This is a genomic window from Acaryochloris sp. CCMEE 5410, assembly GCF_000238775.2.
Classification (GTDB): domain Bacteria; phylum Cyanobacteriota; class Cyanobacteriia; order Thermosynechococcales; family Thermosynechococcaceae; genus Acaryochloris.
Map to the genome: position 1 here is coordinate 93,508 of NZ_AFEJ02000005.1, position 17,358 is coordinate 110,865.

A 17,358-nucleotide genomic window follows, 5' to 3' on the forward strand; every position below is an offset into this window, starting at 1 on the left:
GGTCAACTCCTACCGTTAGCGCAGATTAGGGATGTAAAGAAAAGAGCGCGGAACTAGGCGATTGCTGGGAGTTCCTCAGCGGGTTCTGCCGTGGGAATGGCCCCTAAACTATCAGCTTCAACATCATGGCTGTCTGCTGAGGACGTGAGAAACTGCTCAACGACGGTTCGGTAGTTTTCTAAATTAGTGGGCCAGTTACCGACTAATGTCTGAACCTGGGCTAAGCGATCTGCAGCAGCAACCTCTCTAAGATCCGTTTCAAAGTTGCCCGTAAACATCAGGATGGGGACTTGTTCTCCCTCGGGAAGCTGCAGTGCTGCTTCTTGAACACCCAAATTAAGGCGATTGTCTTCAAAGGTATACATCAGATTCAAACCCGCGCGCACAGGAGCGGTTCCTTGCTGCTGCCAGGGTCCAGGGGCTAATAGGGTATTGAATAAATAGTCATGGGCACTTTCTGCATCACCCGTGAAGGTGACATGGCCTCGGAAATTAACTCCCACCGCTTGGTACTCAATGTTGCGGAGGATTTCAGAAAAGCGTCGAGCCACGCCAGCAATTTGAATATCTTCTTCTGCTTTATCTCGCAGTGATTCAACAAACACGGTTTGGTTGGGGTAGGCGACGATATTGACCCCATTTTGGAAGCTGACCTGTGCCCCTTGAGGCTGGCGGACTGGCTGCTGGGCGAGTTCCCAAGCTTCGGGGATAATGCCACTGTAATGTAGAAATTCTGGATTTAAGAGAGTCGGATCTTGACGCTTAACGGCGAGGACGAGCGCGAGTTCTTGAATTTCTAGAGTCTTTTGCATATGGGTATGGACCAAGTATTTAGTAATGAGTAGAAGCGGTCAAAACCACTCAGGCACACAGATCGGTTCCACAGCCGTGGATCTATGAATCAGCAGCAGGCTGCGCACAGATCTAATGCTGTGAAAATATACAAATCTACAGGCCAGCATGGTTGACCATGAGCCGATGGTGACGCCGTTGCCTGATGTCCCCCACATCCCTGGCAGCTACCCCAATGGATTGAGCAGCTCCGCCAGTGTCAAATACCACAACGAACGTTTGAATGCTGAAAAATCAACAAATAGAGTTGTTTTTCTCGATTGACTAATTAATCGTTCCCAACATAACAACGGAAATTAACATCCGCAACACAAAAAAAATTATAAAAGCATCTGAAAGAATGATTCCCTTTTTTTTGTTGATAGAGTTGATAGTTTTAAAGCAAGAAAAATGAGGTTCTGGCTAAACGAATCTAAAACCTGCGGGATGGAGTCGGAGTTATCCCCATTTTAAACCCCTTACGAGCTTCCTCTCTCCTTCCCAGTTTGGGTTGACCCCTTTATAATCCGCTGCAAGAGAGATTGAATTTCCTTTGACTCTCTGGCGGTAATATCAACCTCATAAGTCTGATTAAATGCCTCTATCGCTTGATGGTAATCAGTATCTGACTCAAAACTCTCCTCAAATAACGTTCCATCCCGACATCCGTAGAGAATAAAGTTAGAAGCGACTTGTTTAAGGAAGGCAGGTGGAGAGATTTTGCACACCCATGTTGAAGCGCCCTTGAGATATCCATAGAGATAGCCAATAAATTTGTTGATCGCTTCTGTTGGAAACTCAAGCTCATAGGGTGCACGGTAGGCATCAATGTTATACCCACTAGCCCCCTGCTCTAGGAGACGATAAAGTGGGAAATCGACGCAACCCCGATGATCCAAGATTCTCAACAGATAAAAATACCGCCCCTGTTTTTGGGTTAACACCATCAACAAGGGAAAACTAAATGACCCTTTCCATGGATCATACTGAGTAGACGTCTTCCCAAACAGGGCTTCTAAGGTAAGGAATGCTTCAGGTAAAGTGAGGCGATCTGGGTTGCAATGTTCACTTAAGGCGAGCTGAAACATAAACCCAGCATCTTGTTTGATGGGTAGGCTATGCTGACGTAACTGCTGATACTCGTCATCTCCCAAACGCCATAGGTTGAATTGGGTGTCCTCTAGCTTAAATGAAATCTGATCTCGGGTTGAATCGGTCATAACCGTACTGTAGGTCACTACTATTCAGGACAGATGATCTCTTCTATCCCATCCAGTAGAATAACCGGAAGGATGTAGAGCGATCTTCAATGGGTTGCTGTCTTAAGGCTGAGGAAATGCCCAAAGTTTCAGACATTGGCGGAAAACGATTATTGGGATTAGCTCCTGATGCTTGGGCACAGTGGGTTACTCAACAAGCTGATGTCATTGCACTCGAAATCCTAGGGTCTGAATTTCAATGGGTCAGCCGTGAAAATGATGTGCTGATGAAGGTACAGAGCCCCATTCATGGGGAATTCTTGATCCTCACTGAGCTACAACTGCGCTATACGGACAAAATGCCCTTGAGGATGAGAGCCTATGCTGCCCTGGCCCAAGAACGGTATGGCTGGCCAGTCTATCCCGTGTTGGTCAATATCTTGCCCCACTCTGCACAGATTGAGGTGAGCGACCGCTTTGAGTCGAATTTCTTGGGCCTTCAGGCTCGGCAAGATTTTTGCGTGATCAATCTGTGGGAGGTCGATGCTGAAATTGTCTTTGAGCAGTCTCTGGATACTCTGCTGCCTTTTGTGCCCGTTCTCAAAGATGGAGGCAACCAGCAGACCGTCAAACGCGCATTGGTGCAGCTCCAGCAGAATCAGGAATTGGTTGAGCTAGAATCGTTATTAGGGTTCTTTGCCAGCTTCGTTCTAGATACAGAGCTGGTCCAACAGATTATGAGGTGGGACATGACCGTATTACGAGAGTCGCCCTGGTATCAAGAAATTCGGCAGGAGTCTCTGCAAGAAGGCCGTGAAGAAGGGGAACAGACTGGCATTACCAAAGGTAAGCTTGAAGGCGAACAGTCACTTATCCTCCGCCAACTTACCCGCCGGATTGGTGACGTTTCCCCAGAGTCGCGATCGCAAATCCAATCCCTCTCCCTCGATCAACTCGAAGCATTGGGTGAAGCCTTGCTCGACTTTACGGAATCTGCTGATCTAGGGAACTGGCTCCAGAAAAATCGAGCATAGGCGGCAGGTCGGCATGTTGAGCCAAACACGAAATAATTTGCACCACAGAGCATGAACTTGAAGATCACTATATTAGATCGGGGATTTTAATTCCAGATTTTTATCCAAAATCTGTATTAGACTATTTCTTAGACTAAATAATGGTATGCTACCCTGGCAACTCGAAAGTTTTTCTGTGATTGACTTTCACCGTCACTGGTCAAAGGAGTGGCCTAGAGTATGGCTCGTCACATTAATCCCAAATGCTTAAAGTGCATCGACTATTCTCGATCTGAGGCCAAGCACATTCACGGACCTCAAGGGGATAGCTGCTGGCAAGATAACACTTGTGACAGCAAACGCTCTCACTACCGAAACCGCAAGGGGAACAATGCCAACCGCAGGGGAGAGCGCGCCGACCAGAAGGTGGAACAGACTGAGGTTGAAACCACTGAGACGATCTCCGTTCCTGTTCAAGCCCCACCCGTGGCGTTGCTCTACCTCTACAAAGAAAGCCCAAGGATGCCCACCTCCATGCTCTGGCCGTCAGTGTCTGGCAAGGCAGTGAGAAGTTAGCGGAAATCGAACCTATCCACTGTATGGGCATGACCAATACTCAGGTACGGAATTACCTCAAGGAAGTGCTGAAGGTACTGCGCGATCGCTTCGGTATCACGGAGTTCGAGCCGTCGATTCGCATGGAGCCATCCGAGTGCGAGATTGCCGAATGTCCTTTGAAGGATAAGCGCCATGTTCAAACAGCTTGAGCTAGATTTTGCTAGTACGTTGGCCTCTGCTTTGGATGTATGAATCGTTGGAGCAGTATTTGCAGGGGCGATCTCACCATGAACAGCTCCGGGTGACTTACCCTTTGATGCACCGCATGATCTTTTAAGAAGCAGAAATGCAGCACCAGCAACAGTTACAGCCGCAGAAATGCTTGCGGTTTTCCCATTGTTCCCTCCCCTCTAGATTGCATACTTTGAAAAGGGGTGATAAATTGTGAAACGCTGCCATGGAGCTATCTAACACAAGTCTGATTTTGCCAATACTTTGCATAAAAGCGCCATCGAGCTTTTTCATTTGCTGAAGGCTTTCTAAGGGCTAAAGGAAAGGAATGCTGAAACAATCTCTCTTTGCAGTTGCGCTGTGCTCCAGCTTGCTAGTTGCCTGTCAACCATCGGATGATTCCCCCTCTCCAGACGCCGCTACTTCTTCAGATGCTAGCGCTTCAGGGGCCGGGACGCTGCAGATAGCGGCCAATGGTGAAAACTTTGTGCGCCAAGGCTTCACCTCTAAGGATGGTTGGCAGATCAGCTTTGATCATGTCTATGCCCATTTGTCTGAAATTAAAGCCTATCAAACCAATCCCCCTTTTGACCCCGATACAGAAGCACCGCTGCAGTCCACCTCTGAAGTAACACTGCCTGCTGAAACAGTGGATCTTGCTGCCGGAGATGAAAACGCTGCTCCTGTGTCAGTGAGCGAAACAGAAGCACCTGCAGGACATTACAATGCCCTAGCTTGGAAGATGACTCCCGCTGAAGATGGGCCTGCGGCGGGGCAGGTTCTGATGCTGGTGGGGCAGGCAATCAAGGATGGCAAGACCGTTGAATTTACGCTCAGCTTTGATCGCGAATTGGCCTACACCTGTGGCGAATTTGTCGGTGATGAGCGCAAAGGCGTCGTTGAATCCGGACAAACGGCAGATTTAGAAGCCACCTTCCACTTTGATCACATCTTTGGAAATGGAGAACTCCCGGCTGATGACGACCTCAATGCCTCCGCTTTGGGGTTTACGCCCTTGGCCGCTTTAGCTGAGGAGCAGACGCTCAAAGTAGATTGGTCCACGCTGAAGCAAAAGCTGTCTCCCGATGCGTTCCAGACACTAGAGAAGGCATTGGTCGGGCTTGGGCATGTAGGTGAGGGCCACTGTCGATCTGAGGTTGTCACGTCATAGAGGTCTGGGATGAACAGACGTTGGGCACCGATATTAGGATTGTGGGTCAATCTCTGGGTGACTCCGGCGATCCTTGCACACGGCATCGTTGTGGATTATCGCGTCACCCCTGGCACTGTTGAAATTGAAGCAGCCTTTGAATCGGGGGAGCCAATGGCGAATGCCCAAGTGACGGTCTATACGCCCGATCATGCGGCTGAACCCTGGCTAACGGCAACGGCGGATGAGGAGGGCCACTTTACCTTCTCGCCTCCGGCTGACCAGAAAGGCACTTGGCAGATTAAGGTTCAGCAGGCGGGACACGGCAAGATTCTTAATATCCCTGTCAACGAAACTAGCAGTGGGACAGCAGGAGCTAAGCCGTTCAGTCCTTTAGTGCAGAACGTGATAAGCGTTATCGTGATTGGGGGCTCCATTTTGACGGCCATTTTGTTGTTCTCTAAAAGGAAGCAGTAATGCACATCTGTGATGGTTTACTACCCGTTCAAGCCTGTATTGTCTTACAGCTTAGGCATTTTCTAGAGAAGCAGTTCCCTTCACAAAAAATCAACGAGGTTCATATTGCTCAAGAATATGAGGGGGTAATGGGTTGCCCTCCACAGTTATCTTTGTTGATTGACGCAGCTTCTCTATCTCTACTGGCAAGCTACTCAGCTTATTGCCCCGGAGATCTAGGGTTTGTAGCTTGGTAAGCTGTCCAATTCCTGGTGGCAAGCTACTCAGTTGGTTACTCGACAGGTTTAGCGATTGCAGTTTGGTAAGCCATAGGATTTCTGGCGGTAAGCTACTCATTTTGTTACCCGACAGGTTTAGCGATTGTAGCTTGGTAAGCTGCATGATTGCTATTGGTACTTGGGTGAGTGATAGCCCGCTTAAATCTAATTCAGATGCCTGTGTCTCTTGTGCCACTTGAATTCGATGCTGGGCTTCAAAATAGTTTTGAACATCTTTGGGTAGTTGTGATTGCGCTAGATGCGTAGAATTCTTTTGAACTGGATTTGCCAGTACAACAACATCCTTTCTGTCCGCTTCATGGCATAGCGCAGTCGCCAGAACTACGAGCACCACTATTCCTTGAGAGAATTTCCTGATCTGTGACATATCCCGCAGCTTCCGTAGAAAAAAAAAAGAATAACTGTACTCAAGTCTAGATCTACCCTGCTATTTTTACCCCCAAACCCTACTCACCCGCTCCCGGTCCAGCCACACCCCCACCATCTCCTCAATCCGCTCAATAGTTTCCCCTGGTCGCAGTTCAACTATCTGAAAAATCTCCAGAACTCTCTTCAGTATTGACTTTGGAGATTCCGATGTTCGCTGGTGGTCCTGGTCGGGCTGGTCTTTTGTCAGATCTGTAGAGTTTGGATTTTTCTGGACTGTGTTGCTAACCAAACAAAGCCTTGGTTTTATGTGCAGATGCCATCTAAGAAATTTAGGGGCTGGGGATAACTGGTGAGTTTTAGATGGAGCAGCGGGGAGGGTTCTCTGGGAAGGAGGTTTGGGTGGGGTAATGGGAATTATTGGGCATATTTAGTAGATATTGCTAAAATTTAGTCTCAGTTATCAGTAGGTTATTTCATATTGAACAAAGTTTTCCAGAAACGTTTTGATGAGTTGGAGGCTCAAATAGCACAGGTTGAAGCTTCTAAATCCATACAGGAAGGAGGAGTGTTCGGAAATGAATACGTTGATGATGACCTTTTACTAAGCTGGATTGTCAAAGTCAAGAATTTATTATCAAAAGTTTGCGGTGAAGAATCTCAACATTTTAAGCAATTCGAGAAAAGTGAAGATATAGACTATTCGACAAACTACAATATCTTTAAAAGTCTAAAAGCGGTATTTTTTGCAGCTAAAGAAGATTTTGAGGGTGGTTATCTTTTGTCTGTGAAGACACTTGTTCAGGCAGAAGTTTTCGATTCAGAGCTTGAACAAGCGGAGGAGTTATTGCGCGGAGGTTACTATACAGCCGCTGCTGTCATCGCAGGGGTTGTGCTAGAAACAGCATTGCGAGAGCTGTGTGATAGAGAAGGTATTCCACATGGCAAACTAGATAAGATGAATGCTGACTTAGCTAAAGCTGGTGTGTACAACAAGCTTGTTCAAAAGCAAATAACTGCATTGTCAGATATACGAAATAGTGCGGCTCATGGTAAATCTAGTGAGTTTACGCAGCAAGATGTGATCAATATGATTAGAGATGTATTCCAGTTTCTTGCAAACCATCTGGCAAGTTGATAAGCCTAAAAGAGATCTGTGAATATGGCCTGGATCGAACCTGAATATAGCAAGAAGACTGTTAGTAGAGCAGGAGATAAATTATTAGCTGAAGGAACTTCAGAAGAAGAATATTTGACTGCCCTAAATATTATCAATAATTGGCGTTCTTCTCATGCTTTCCCGCTAACAACTGTACAAACATTTTTGCGCTCAAAGGCTAGTAAAATTGATAGGAACGCTTTAATTGCACAGAGGTTAAAGAGGGTTCCGTCAATCTTAGGAAAATTAAAGCGTTTTGATAAAATGCGACTTCACCGAATGCAAGATATTGGTGGATGCCGAGCAGTGGTTTCAGACTCCCAAAAAGTTTATAAACTTCGCGATAATTTTGTCAATAGTCGTACAAGGAATGAGCTTTTAAAACAAAACGATTACATTAAATTTCCAAAAGAATCTGGATATCGTGGTATCCATCTAATTTATAAATACTGTGGTACTAAGAAACATATTTATAGCGGCCACATAATCGAAGTTCAGATAAGGACTCGTATACAACATGCCTGGGCAACTTCTGTTGAAATTATAGGTATCTTTCTAAAAGAATCTCTGAAATCAAGCCAAGGGCCAAAAGAATGGCTGCGTTTTTTTGAATTAGTGGGGATCCTTTTTTCGTGTCTAGAAAATTGTATTCCTGAAAATTTCAGCGATAATCAGATTCAGTCTATTCGTGAAGAGGCTACTTTTCTTGCAATTAAGCTTGGTGTAATTGAAAAGCTCCAAGCTTTCTCTGTATCCACTAAACATATTGGAACTCAAAATAAAAAGTCTGGATATTTTCTGCTATTGCTTAAAACTGAGGAGCGGATGATGAGTATTAGTCATTACAATAATCGAGACTTACCAATTGCAACTAATCATTATCTAGATTTAGAAAGACAACACAATAATAATAACAGTGTAGATGTTGTACTTGTTTCGGCTAAGTCAGTGAGAAGTTTACGTATTGCCTATCCAAACTATTTTGCGGATTCTAGGGTATTTTTAGAAAAATTGAATTTAGCATTCAATTATAAATGAGAATTTTTAACTGACTGCTAGTAAATATTTATATAATAATTTACTTATCTCATAGTTCCCATCATTTCCCTCACCCCCAAACCCTCTTCACCCTCTCCCGCTCCAACCAAACTCCGATCATCTCCTCGATCCTCTCGATAGTCTCCCCTGGCCGCACCTCGATGACCTGCAACACATTGAACGTATCCTCTAGCTCAAGTGCTGCCTCGTAACAGTACTCAGGCGATTCAAACGGAATTCTGATGAAGGGCTGGCCGCTGCCCTCTACCGTTATCCAAAATTGCCCAGCACTGCTTTTGAAAACCGTTAGATGCTCCAGTTCACCTTGCTTTTTGACTTGCTGTAACAGATTCTTCTGACTCAGCTCTAGCGCTCTGAATCGTCTCTCCATCTCAGCCGACACTCTCGGAATTCGCGGTTTCCTCGTTTGGAGCGCTTCTAGAGATTTAGGCTGTGGGCTGTAATCAGGCTCGACTAATCGGGTCGTTCGCCTAACACTGCGTTGCTTCCCGCTCAGCTCCCCCTGCCCTCTCTCCCGCTTGGGTGGCCAGGTGCCCCTCGGCGTTTTCGTTGGAAACTCTGTCTTGTCAATCAGCTTAGGGGCTGGCGAAGTGGATTCTGATTGCTGCTTAGGGACCGGAGGGACTCGCTTAGGCTTAAGAGCGATAATTGGGGTTTCCAATATAGAACCTCCTTTACAAAGTCACATACAGTTCTGTCTCTAGGTATCTTTCCTAGAGTTTTAAAATTGGAAGAGTAAAATTGATCCATCGAGTAAAGACAGCAAATTTTAGGATTAACAAAAGAAAGGATTTATAAACTACCGAATTTAATATTCCACTTTTAATTGATTTAGAGCCGATAACACTCAATCCAAGCTGTATCGAGATTTGTATCTTACTATTTCCATTTATTTTCATCCTTCTTCTTATTTGCCTTATAAGCAATACTATTTACACCTGTATAATTAATTATTGGCCCATCTTTTTTCCAATTAGACCGTTTATTGATGACTTCTTGTCTTGTACCATCAACATTTTCTTTTAATTTTAGTTTATAAAGTCTGGCCTTAAGCTTTGTTGGTAAACTATATGACTCTAGTTTTCGATACTTTTCTGACTGCTCCTCATAGTCTTCGTATAAAGTATCTTCCTTTTCTTTTACGGTATTAGATATTTCATCAAACTCTCTTTTCTTTTTCATTCTTTCTTGCTTTTGTTCTACTGTTTCATTTTCATCCTCTTCTATTAACTGCTGCTTTGCTATCTCATACTGTTCTTTCGCTTCCCCATATTCAGTAAACAGATTTTGTTCCGGTGTACTCGGATTCATCTCAGACTCGTTAGAAATTGTTTTACCCAGTTCTATCGGTTCATCTATTTGTTGATCATCTTCAGTCCAAACTTTGTAGAAAACGACCTGATTCTCTTCTAATACCATCTTCTTCGCCTTACTCTCTATTTTCTTTTCCATGTCAGTATTTAGGCTACTGGTCATTGGCAAGAGATTCCTTGACTCGGCTGGACCATGCAAATGATGGTTTAGTAAATGGCCTTGAACATACTTCCCCCACCTCTGTGTCTCCGGTTCAAAACCATAGCTCTCTCCTGGATTTATGCTAAGGATTTTAGCCTCCATCCAAGTACCATGCTCATCAGAAAATCCCATAAATTTCTGATTATCATTGTTTTTAAATTTTTTTGTCGCTCCATAGGTAATATCTGATTTAGGGAAAACTTTCTTCTCATCGGGGTAAAGCCTTACTAAACCTTGAACAATATCATTCAAGATATCTCGCAGATATTTACCAAAATCAGCCGTCCATTCTCTCTGGATTTTCTTGAACTCGTCCCTGATATTCTTTAGCTCTTCACTTTCTAAAGCGGGATTGTTCTCAAGGAAATTCTCCAAAAGCGCAGAATCAGCACTTTGGTCGGGTTCGACTTTGTTGCCATTTTCGTCCGTAACATTACCCTGCCCTTTTTGGTCCAAATCACCTTTTACCTTGCCACCATCATCTTTTACTCTCCAATCATCGTTATCTGGTTCTAGTTCTACGGCTTCAAAGGTGATACCTTTAGGCACACCTCCATCCATTCCATAGACCTGGACTTCAAATTTAAATACTCTATTCTCAGAAAGAATCGCTTGCTTTAAGTAGCTCTCGACTTGTGACTCAAATGCTTTGTTCAATGCATAAGTCATTGGGGTCAAGTTCTCATCTTTTGCTTTACCATGAAGGTGATGATTGAGTAAATGCCCTTTGACATAATGCTTTCCATAATTGGAACTGGGTTCAGAGCCACTCAGTTTACCTGGATTGATACTCAGTGGGTTGGCCGTCATCTTTGTGCCAACTTTATGGTTACCCATATCTTGGGTAGGCCCCCAGGTAACTTTCGTTGGGGGTGGTATGTAGTCGAACTTATTATCATCCATACCAACTCCAACATTGCTCATATTCTCAACGGCACTTTTCATAAGTTTTTTTAGCCGCTTCCCAAGACTTTCTTTATAACCGCTGGATACTTGGTTATACTGCTCAATTTTTCCGTTAATTGCATTCAATTGATTCTTCTTTTCTTCATTCCGCTCATCTCTCAACTTCTTTGCAATATAGTCTTTAAGCAGTTGTGGAGTACTGGCTATCATTAGCTCGTAATTCACTCCATGCTTTACTACAAAGATTTTATGTTTTTCACCAAAATCAAAAAACTCTTTCTCTATTTTTGGTAACGGGTAATCTTCACGTATGTTTTCTCCCTCTGACTGTCTTTGGATGATCGGTTTATCAACACCCAGTACTACACCACCCAAATTCATCACTGATATTCTGTTTTCTTGATTCTGATCTGTGGTTAAATCACTTACTGTTTTGTCAGTTTTCTCATTATCCAACTGTCGTCGAAATTTTAATTGCTCTTTACCAGCCGCTGGTTCACTCGATGAATCAGTCTGTAGTTGCTTTGACTCTGCGGCTTTGCTAGATATCAAACTTCTATTCTGCTGCACCACATGGGTCAACTCATGGGCAATCAACTCCTGCCCCCCTCGATTTCCGGGCTGATAAGCTCCTGACCGAAAAAAGACATCTTGCCCTGTCGTAAATGCCTTCGCCTGAATCGATTGATTCAACTGATCTGACTGGGCATCTGTATGAACTCTCACATTACTAAAATCTATCCCCATCGCCTGACCCATTGACTGCTGCAATCCTGCATCCAAGGGCTGTCCGCTGCCCTTCGCCCTATGGATTGCAGACTCTAAATCCGGCGATGCTTCTCCACCTGTTATTGCTTGCTGTCGCTGGATGACAGCTTTAAAGCAATTCGCTTGCATTTTCCTTTCTAAGTCTTTCTCGCGCTGAATCAACTGCCTTAGATTTGATTGAGTAAAAGCAGGGGTATTGATTTGCTGAACCACTTGAGAGGCAACCCGATCTGCTTCCAGTTCATATTTATCTCCAGGTTCTCCAAGTGTTAGCTTCCTCTGAATCCAAGGTTTGGGTTGTATTGAATTGGTCTGATCGTTATCAAGTCTGGGTGGACCCATTTGTATCATTGAACTACCCAGCCGCTGAAACTTCTTCAATCGCTCAGCATGTTCAGCTAAGCCCTCTTCATTAGACCTTGCCTGTATCTGCGGAGGTTGCACTGATGACTGAACTTCAGTAGGTCGAGGAACAAAGGTACACATAGACTGGGAAGCTCGTCTCTTATGAGCGTATAGATGAGTTTTCATAACAAGCGCCCTTCATTGAGCAATATGCTTGTATTCTCCTCCTCTGCTATTTTTGTTTAAGCTACTGTTATTAACCTAAATATGCCAGTTTGATGCAGTGGATCTCTAGCCATATCGCTAGTTTGGCTGGATGAGGGTGTCAATATCAGCTAGGAAAAAGCTTATTGGGAATAAAGACTCATTAATGACTTATGTTTCATCCTTATGACCAAATACTGCCTTGATTTGGGCACACTAGGATGGATTATGTGTATGACCTCCCCAGTAGACTGTTCCCGGGCTACCCCAAACCTATTTGAAGTAGGATAACGCTTCTAAAATACCTTTCAGGTAGCATTATTGTTTGGGGCACTTTCGTTCACATCATCAAAAATATTCATAATCTATGTTTAGGTCTACCTCCCTTTTAGGTCTTTCCATCTTCCTCTGCCTCGTATCCGCAAAACCAACACTCGCAAGTCCTTGGGAAAACCTGTTTAGCTCGACATCTGGAACCACTGAGGCCAGAGTTGATATGGAATCTCATAGTTTCAAGAGAATTAAACTCTCGGGAGAGAGTGTGATTAAGGCTCGTCTTTCGATGTTTTATCGGGAGAATGGAGAGTCCGTGCTAGCAAAGGGTGATTATGAAGTCCACTGTGCAGCTCGGAGAGTATTTCGTTCAAATTTAAAAATGACGACTGAAGACACTAAAAACACGCAAAGTAATATTAGTGTGCCTCAAAAAACAAAGCTTGAAGGCAAAGAGTATCAAGACTTTATCGGTATTATGGATCTGCTTTGTACCAGATAGAACTTGAACATAATCGGCTCCAATCACCCCCAAACCCTACTCACCCGCTCCCGCTCCAACCATACCCCGATCATCTCCTCGATCCGCTCGATAGTTTCCCCTGGCCGCAGCTCAATCACATTCAACACATCGAATGTTTCTTCTAACTCCAAGGCACACTCTGTACTTTAAAGCGCTCTGTGGGTCTTGGCCGCTTTTGGTGAAACGGAATTGAAGCCTTAGAAAAGGGTCTACCCCTCTGCCAATAAATACTGAAAATCTGAATCTCTGTACCTTGGAGTGAATCTTTAGAGTGAATCGAGGTTATGCCACTCATGCGAACAGCCGTCTTTACAATGAGCTTCACGACGTCGGGCATCAGAGATCGCAAAGAGTGCAATCAGTAAGCGGAAGGACTTTATCTGCTCTGACTCTGGAAGGGCAATGATTTTATATAGACCTTTCTCTGGTGGATTAGCTGATTTAAGCAGGATACAAGGCGTGAACGTGGGCTTTAGTTGAGCATAGGCAATTGCTTTCGAAACCTCATCGTTTCGAGGATGGGACTGGTCACACATTCGTGCAAGATCAATAAGAACTTGTTGGCGCTGAACTGGTAAAAGCCCCTCAAACCATAAAATACCTTCTGATTCCTTGACTAGCCCCTGAGCGATTCGATTTAGTTGTAATTCCGAGTCAGTCAGCATAAATGGTTACTGCCCTCTTTTAGCTTTCATGGGTGATGTCAATTAGAGAGCCATCTTGATTTAGCGCAACAGACAGGAATCTATCGCTCAGATCGTTCGGGAAGGTGAAGTCAAAAACTGAGAACCACTCATTACTTGGATAGATCCCTACTCTTGTTAAGACAAGTGTCCCAATCTCTAATCTCAGTCCATAGTCTTCCATTAAGTCCTGATGGATCTCAAAATATACAACTACTAAATCATCATCCTTAGCCAAGTTATTTAGATATTTCTGTGCAAGCTGCATGTTGTTCGGTAGTAGATCTAAAAACACCTTTATTTGGTTAGTGTCCCGATTTATTCGCCATGGTTATTGAGACGATCATGCTTGGCATGATCTCTGCGTGAGACGAGGAAGAAAATCGCTAAACAGCTCTCCTCATTAGGGAAAGCACCAATCTCATCAGCTTTGGTTCGGAATTCTCGGAACAACCGTTCTAGCGCATTGGAAGTACGAATCAGCGAATGAATGGATTCATCAAAATCATAGAAACTCAAGGTCAGGGCAAAATCTTTGGTAAAGGTTCTGACCGCATCGGGTTCAAGGTCTGTCCATTTCTGTGCAAACACGAGCAACGCAACAATAGCTTCTTCCCAGTCTGGCGCTTTATAGATAGCATAGGCATCGTGTTTAATTTGTGAATACCGCAGCTTCTTGGCTTCAGAGTGGGACAGTTCTTGTCCTTGAGCATCCAGGTGTGGCAATTGCTCATAGCCCAAATGCCGGAGCATCGCTCGAACCTTATGGGTAATGCACCGTTGATGTGCGCGAGGGGAAACAGAGCGCGAATTACCTTAGGTAGCCCAGTGGTGCCATCACTCACAATCAGCTTCACCAAATGGGTTTGCAATCCTCGTTGCCGCAGGTGCTCAAAGAACAGTAGCCAAGCTGCCTCAGATTCTTGGACAGCAATTTCATAATGGAGAACAGTTGTGTCCCATTTGGCCATATCGCCATGGCCACTAAGATGACTCTGTCTTCCGCACGGCGTAGTTCCGAATATGCCCAGCTTGGTCTTCCCAAAAGTCTTCAGACGCACATTGAACACTCGCCCAAACCCATCAACAATCAAAATAAAAGGGGTTTTCTCAAGACGAGTCTGACGACTTTGGAGCATCTGCTTCTGGGCTTTAAGTGTAATCCGGTTAATGGCATTCACGGATAAGACTGCACCCAGGATCTCATAGAGAGCTTCTTGCAGATCTCGAAGCGATAAGCCCATGACATACAGCCCTAGGCAAAACTCTAGCAGGCTGCCAAGGGCTCGTTGGTAACGCTCTAAATCTGCCACTCTCGGCCTGCATTCCCTTTCCGTAGTTTGGGAACGGACAGCTGAGTAATCCTGCCGTACTGGGTATCAAGGATCCGTTGATAGTAGCCTGAACGTCGAGGTCGATCCCCTTGAATCTCTGATAGATAAGCTTGAACTTCTTCGTCTAGAGCTGACTCTACTGCGATCTGGGTGACTCGGTTAGCTTCAAGACGAAGGGTTGATTCTAGGGCTTCGTTAATAGAAGCATAGGAACTTTGAGATTGGATGCGGATAATCTGCTGCTCGCGTTGGGCAATGTTCATAAAGGAGTGCTCTGAATTCTCTATTATCAAAGCATTTCAGCTATCTCAGCCCATGGCGAATAAATCAGGACACTAACTTTATTTGATTGAGTTCAGCCTGCCCCAAACTTGATGTCTCAAAATTCAGGTCCAGCTCAATTGATCTTTCTTCGAATCGAATTTCTGTCTCAAGATAGTCAGATAGGTTCTGAGAATCGATTTCACCAAAGTAAGGCATGTCAAACATAGATATTCAGAGCAGATATCAGAACAACCTGTGAATACAATTGCGATAAGTGGGCAGATACCTAATAGAGCACAATCTGTTTCATGGGCAGAAATATAAAATGCTTGACTAGAGGTGTACTTAAATATATTCCTTTTCCTAGCCTAGTTAGACAATGTACAAGAAAATCTGACTAGCTTTGGGTAGTGTACGCAATCTATCAGTAGGAAAATGGAACGGTAAGATCTTTATCTAGACTAAATCGTGGACTTTCTCCAACAATTTCTCCCCTGTCAAAGCACTCTCCATCTGGAAAGTTGGGATCTTGATTCCACTAACCGTCAGATGACCTTCCACGTTTCTTCAACCCAAGCTTTTGCCTGTTGTCCAGTCTGTAATCAATTGACGCAAAGCGTTCACAGTCATTATGAGCGGACCTTGAGAGACCTCCCCTGTGTGGATTTCTGCCTGACTATTCTGCTTCAAGTCTGTAAGTTCTTCTGCTCCAATAAAGCTTGTAAGCGTCGGATCTTCACTGAGCGACTACCCCAGGTCGCTGTTCCTTGGGCCAGAAAGACCGTTCGCTTTGCTGAACACCTAAGCTCGATTGGTCTAGCCCTTGGCGGTGCAGCAGCAGCGAGGCTGAGCTATCAGATCAATTATGGGAGTAGTCGCAATACGATGTTACGCGCTATTGCCAAGCTTGAGCCTCCCCCAGCCCCAACCCCAAAGATTCTAGGGGTTGATGATTTTGCTTTCCGGCGTGGCCATCACTATGGAACGATCTTGGTGGACCTGGAGCAGCATCGGACTATTGCACTACTGCCAGATCGTGAAGCAAAAACCTTAGTCGCTTGGTTGGAAGAACACCCTGGTGTTGAGATCCTTTCCCGTGACCGCTCCAAGACCTACAAGTCAGCCATGAGTGAAGGTGCGCCCAATGCCATTCAGGTCGCAGATCGTTTCCACTTGCTGAAGAACTTACAAGAAGTATTGGAAAAGGTATTTCACTCTAACTATCCTGCGCTGAAAAGTGTTGATGCAGCCCTTTTGAAATCTGAAGTACCTGAACCACATGCACCAGAGAGTATCGAGAAAAACGAGGTTCCTCCCGATGAGCAAGGTCCTCGGAGTCGTACTCGTCGATTGCACAACTATCAACAAACTCACGCCTTAAAGCAGCAGGGGTATCGAGTGACTGACATTGCTCATCATCTAGGTATTGCCAAAAGGACTGCTTACCAGTATTTGTCCCACCCAGTCTTTCCTGAACATCAGCCCTATACCCGTAAAGTGCCTACTGTTATCGAACCTTACAAAGACTATCTTTACCAAGAGTGGATGGCTGGGCGACAGAATAGCCAACAACTATTTGAAGAAGTTCAAGAGCAGGGATTTAAAGGTAGTTATGGCACGGTTGCTCGATATACACGCCAACTCCATCAATTTAGCCCTCGCGACCCATCTAAACCGAAGGCTCGACCGGCAAGAGAGTCATTGAATAATTTACCTGGACGAGGGCCAAAACCAGCACCAGCAGGTGGGATTACACAACCAAAACCTCTGACACCCAAGAGCGCATCATGGTTGGTGATGCGTCACATGGATGAACTGACCGCTGAAGAGGAAGAAACCCTGACTCAGCTTAGTGGACAGCCCGAATTATCCGATGCGATTACGCTGACACAGAGTTTCTTGCTCTTGGTTCGTAAGCAGTTACCCCAGCACTTGGACAACTGGCTTGAACTGGCAAAGAATAGCACACTCAAACCATTCCAGAAGTTTGCTAAGGGGCTGATTGATGACTATGCGGCAGTCAAAGCGGGGCTGACATTAGAGGTTAGTAATGGGCCAGTTGAGGGGCTAAACAACAAACTCAAAATGCTCAAACGACAGATGTATGGTCGGGCAGGATTAGACCTGTTGAATAAACGCTTAACTCTGTCAAGCTAACAAGGGTATCAAACTACATTTAAATTCTTGAGAATTGTTTATATTTTTTGAGTAAAATCCCCAAT

General features: G+C 44.7%; 18 protein-coding genes and 2 pseudogenes. 8 read left to right on the plus strand and 12 right to left on the minus strand.

Annotated elements, in window-relative coordinates:
• Nucleotides 1–53: 53 nt before the first annotated feature.
• Complete coding sequence (locus ON05_RS33650) at nucleotides 54–812, minus strand: hypothetical protein (protein ID WP_010478947.1); 759 nt, start codon at nucleotides 810–812, stop codon at nucleotides 54–56.
• A gap of 498 nt (nucleotides 813–1,310) precedes the next feature.
• Nucleotides 1,311–2,051: a hypothetical protein gene (locus tag ON05_RS33655; RefSeq protein WP_010478948.1), complete on the minus strand. Its 741-nt coding sequence runs from the start codon at nucleotides 2,049–2,051 to the stop codon at nucleotides 1,311–1,313.
• Nucleotides 2,052–2,167: 116 nt separating this feature from the next.
• Between ON05_RS33655 and ON05_RS33660 the strand changes: the two genes are divergently transcribed.
• From ON05_RS33660 to ON05_RS33675, 4 genes and pseudogenes are all read left to right on the plus strand, one after another.
• Nucleotides 2,168–3,064 (plus strand): DUF4351 domain-containing protein, encoded by an 897-nt coding sequence (locus ON05_RS33660; RefSeq protein ID WP_029315559.1) that lies wholly within the window; start codon nucleotides 2,168–2,170, stop codon nucleotides 3,062–3,064.
• A 219-nt stretch (nucleotides 3,065–3,283) separates the two neighbouring features.
• Nucleotides 3,284–3,810, plus strand: a pseudogene (locus ON05_RS33665) (hypothetical protein).
• A 350-nt stretch (nucleotides 3,811–4,160) separates the two neighbouring features.
• Entirely contained in the window at nucleotides 4,161–5,003 is an 843-nt protein-coding gene (locus tag ON05_RS33670) for a hypothetical protein (RefSeq protein ID WP_010473927.1), read from the plus strand.
• Nucleotides 5,004–5,012: 9 nt separating this feature from the next.
• On the plus strand, nucleotides 5,013–5,459 hold the full coding sequence (locus ON05_RS33675) for a carboxypeptidase-like regulatory domain-containing protein (RefSeq protein ID WP_010473928.1): 447 nt from the start codon (nucleotides 5,013–5,015) through the stop codon (nucleotides 5,457–5,459).
• 90 nt (nucleotides 5,460–5,549) lie between these two features.
• Here the strand turns inward: ON05_RS33675 and ON05_RS33680 are convergent, their stop codons facing one another.
• Nucleotides 5,550–6,104, minus strand: a complete 555-nt coding sequence (locus tag ON05_RS33680; RefSeq protein WP_010473929.1) for a leucine-rich repeat domain-containing protein — start codon at nucleotides 6,102–6,104, stop codon at nucleotides 5,550–5,552.
• A 66-nt stretch (nucleotides 6,105–6,170) separates the two neighbouring features.
• Complete coding sequence (locus tag ON05_RS33685; protein WP_010482018.1) at nucleotides 6,171–6,395, minus strand: hypothetical protein; 225 nt, start codon at nucleotides 6,393–6,395, stop codon at nucleotides 6,171–6,173.
• Between the two features lie 189 nt (nucleotides 6,396–6,584).
• Between ON05_RS33685 and ON05_RS33690 the strand changes: the two genes are divergently transcribed.
• Entirely contained in the window at nucleotides 6,585–7,241 is a 657-nt protein-coding gene (locus ON05_RS33690) for a DUF4145 domain-containing protein (protein ID WP_010482019.1), read from the plus strand.
• A 24-nt stretch (nucleotides 7,242–7,265) separates the two neighbouring features.
• Complete coding sequence (locus ON05_RS33695) at nucleotides 7,266–8,300, plus strand: RelA/SpoT domain-containing protein (RefSeq protein ID WP_010482020.1); 1,035 nt, start codon at nucleotides 7,266–7,268, stop codon at nucleotides 8,298–8,300.
• 70 nt (nucleotides 8,301–8,370) lie between these two features.
• On the opposite strand, the gene ON05_RS33700 is transcribed toward ON05_RS33695, so the two are convergent.
• Both ON05_RS33700 and ON05_RS33705 read right to left on the minus strand, forming a co-directional pair.
• Nucleotides 8,371–8,982 (minus strand): hypothetical protein, encoded by a 612-nt coding sequence (locus tag ON05_RS33700; RefSeq protein ID WP_010482021.1) that lies wholly within the window; start codon nucleotides 8,980–8,982, stop codon nucleotides 8,371–8,373.
• Between the two features lie 218 nt (nucleotides 8,983–9,200).
• Nucleotides 9,201–12,041 carry a DUF4157 domain-containing protein gene (locus ON05_RS33705; protein ID WP_010482022.1) on the minus strand — a complete coding sequence of 947 codons (2,841 nt, stop codon included), beginning with the start codon at nucleotides 12,039–12,041 and terminating at the stop codon, nucleotides 9,201–9,203.
• Between the two features lie 514 nt (nucleotides 12,042–12,555).
• Between ON05_RS33705 and ON05_RS33710 the strand changes: the two genes are divergently transcribed.
• Nucleotides 12,556–12,834: a hypothetical protein gene (locus tag ON05_RS33710; RefSeq protein ID WP_010473667.1), complete on the plus strand. Its 279-nt coding sequence runs from the start codon at nucleotides 12,556–12,558 to the stop codon at nucleotides 12,832–12,834.
• 23 nt (nucleotides 12,835–12,857) lie between these two features.
• Here the strand turns inward: ON05_RS33710 and ON05_RS33715 are convergent, their stop codons facing one another.
• The 6 genes and pseudogenes from ON05_RS33715 to ON05_RS33735 form a co-directional block, all read right to left on the minus strand.
• Nucleotides 12,858–12,986, minus strand: a complete 129-nt coding sequence (locus ON05_RS33715) for a hypothetical protein (protein WP_255345135.1) — start codon at nucleotides 12,984–12,986, stop codon at nucleotides 12,858–12,860.
• A gap of 135 nt (nucleotides 12,987–13,121) precedes the next feature.
• On the minus strand, nucleotides 13,122–13,520 hold the full coding sequence (locus ON05_RS33720) for a DUF5958 family protein (protein ID WP_010482614.1): 399 nt from the start codon (nucleotides 13,518–13,520) through the stop codon (nucleotides 13,122–13,124).
• Between the two features lie 19 nt (nucleotides 13,521–13,539).
• Nucleotides 13,540–13,806 (minus strand): DUF2004 domain-containing protein, encoded by a 267-nt coding sequence (locus ON05_RS33725; RefSeq protein WP_029315924.1) that lies wholly within the window; start codon nucleotides 13,804–13,806, stop codon nucleotides 13,540–13,542.
• A 50-nt stretch (nucleotides 13,807–13,856) separates the two neighbouring features.
• A complete protein-coding gene (locus ON05_RS33730) occupies nucleotides 13,857–14,291 on the minus strand; it encodes a transposase (RefSeq protein ID WP_262562644.1) in 435 nt (144 codons plus the stop codon).
• 92 nt (nucleotides 14,292–14,383) lie between these two features.
• Nucleotides 14,384–14,782: pseudogene (locus ON05_RS38890) on the minus strand (transposase); the annotation flags it as partial.
• A 56-nt stretch (nucleotides 14,783–14,838) separates the two neighbouring features.
• Complete coding sequence (locus ON05_RS33735) at nucleotides 14,839–15,135, minus strand: transposase (protein WP_010473445.1); 297 nt, start codon at nucleotides 15,133–15,135, stop codon at nucleotides 14,839–14,841.
• 469 nt (nucleotides 15,136–15,604) lie between these two features.
• Here ON05_RS33735 and ON05_RS33740 point away from each other — a divergent pair, with 469 nt between their 5' ends.
• Nucleotides 15,605–17,293 (plus strand): ISL3 family transposase, encoded by a 1,689-nt coding sequence (locus ON05_RS33740; RefSeq protein ID WP_010474233.1) that lies wholly within the window; start codon nucleotides 15,605–15,607, stop codon nucleotides 17,291–17,293.
• Nucleotides 17,294–17,358 lie beyond the last annotated feature (65 nt).

What these genes read in the sequence shown, in the direction of transcription:
- ON05_RS33650 (WP_010478947.1), bottom strand. Translation starts at nt 812, where the DNA reads ATGCAAAAGACTCTAGAAATTCAAGAACTCGCGCTCGTCCTCGCCGTT.
- ON05_RS33705 (WP_010482022.1), bottom strand. Translation starts at nt 12,041, where the DNA reads ATGAAAACTCATCTATACGCTCATAAGAGACGAGCTTCCCAGTCTATG.
- ON05_RS33660 (WP_029315559.1), top strand. Translation starts at nt 2,168, where the DNA reads ATGCCCAAAGTTTCAGACATTGGCGGAAAACGATTATTGGGATTAGCT.
- ON05_RS33670 (WP_010473927.1), top strand. Translation starts at nt 4,161, where the DNA reads ATGCTGAAACAATCTCTCTTTGCAGTTGCGCTGTGCTCCAGCTTGCTA.
- ON05_RS33675 (WP_010473928.1), top strand. Translation starts at nt 5,013, where the DNA reads ATGAACAGACGTTGGGCACCGATATTAGGATTGTGGGTCAATCTCTGG.
- ON05_RS33695 (WP_010482020.1), top strand. Translation starts at nt 7,266, where the DNA reads ATGGCCTGGATCGAACCTGAATATAGCAAGAAGACTGTTAGTAGAGCA.
- ON05_RS33680 (WP_010473929.1), bottom strand. Translation starts at nt 6,104, where the DNA reads ATGTCACAGATCAGGAAATTCTCTCAAGGAATAGTGGTGCTCGTAGTT.
- ON05_RS33735 (WP_010473445.1), bottom strand. Translation starts at nt 15,135, where the DNA reads ATGAACATTGCCCAACGCGAGCAGCAGATTATCCGCATCCAATCTCAA.
- ON05_RS33725 (WP_029315924.1), bottom strand. Translation starts at nt 13,806, where the DNA reads ATGCAGCTTGCACAGAAATATCTAAATAACTTGGCTAAGGATGATGAT.
- ON05_RS33655 (WP_010478948.1), bottom strand. Translation starts at nt 2,051, where the DNA reads ATGACCGATTCAACCCGAGATCAGATTTCATTTAAGCTAGAGGACACC.
- ON05_RS33710 (WP_010473667.1), top strand. Translation starts at nt 12,556, where the DNA reads ATGGAATCTCATAGTTTCAAGAGAATTAAACTCTCGGGAGAGAGTGTG.
- ON05_RS33730 (WP_262562644.1), bottom strand. Translation starts at nt 14,291, where the DNA reads ATGCTCCGGCATTTGGGCTATGAGCAATTGCCACACCTGGATGCTCAA.
- ON05_RS33720 (WP_010482614.1), bottom strand. Translation starts at nt 13,520, where the DNA reads ATGCTGACTGACTCGGAATTACAACTAAATCGAATCGCTCAGGGGCTA.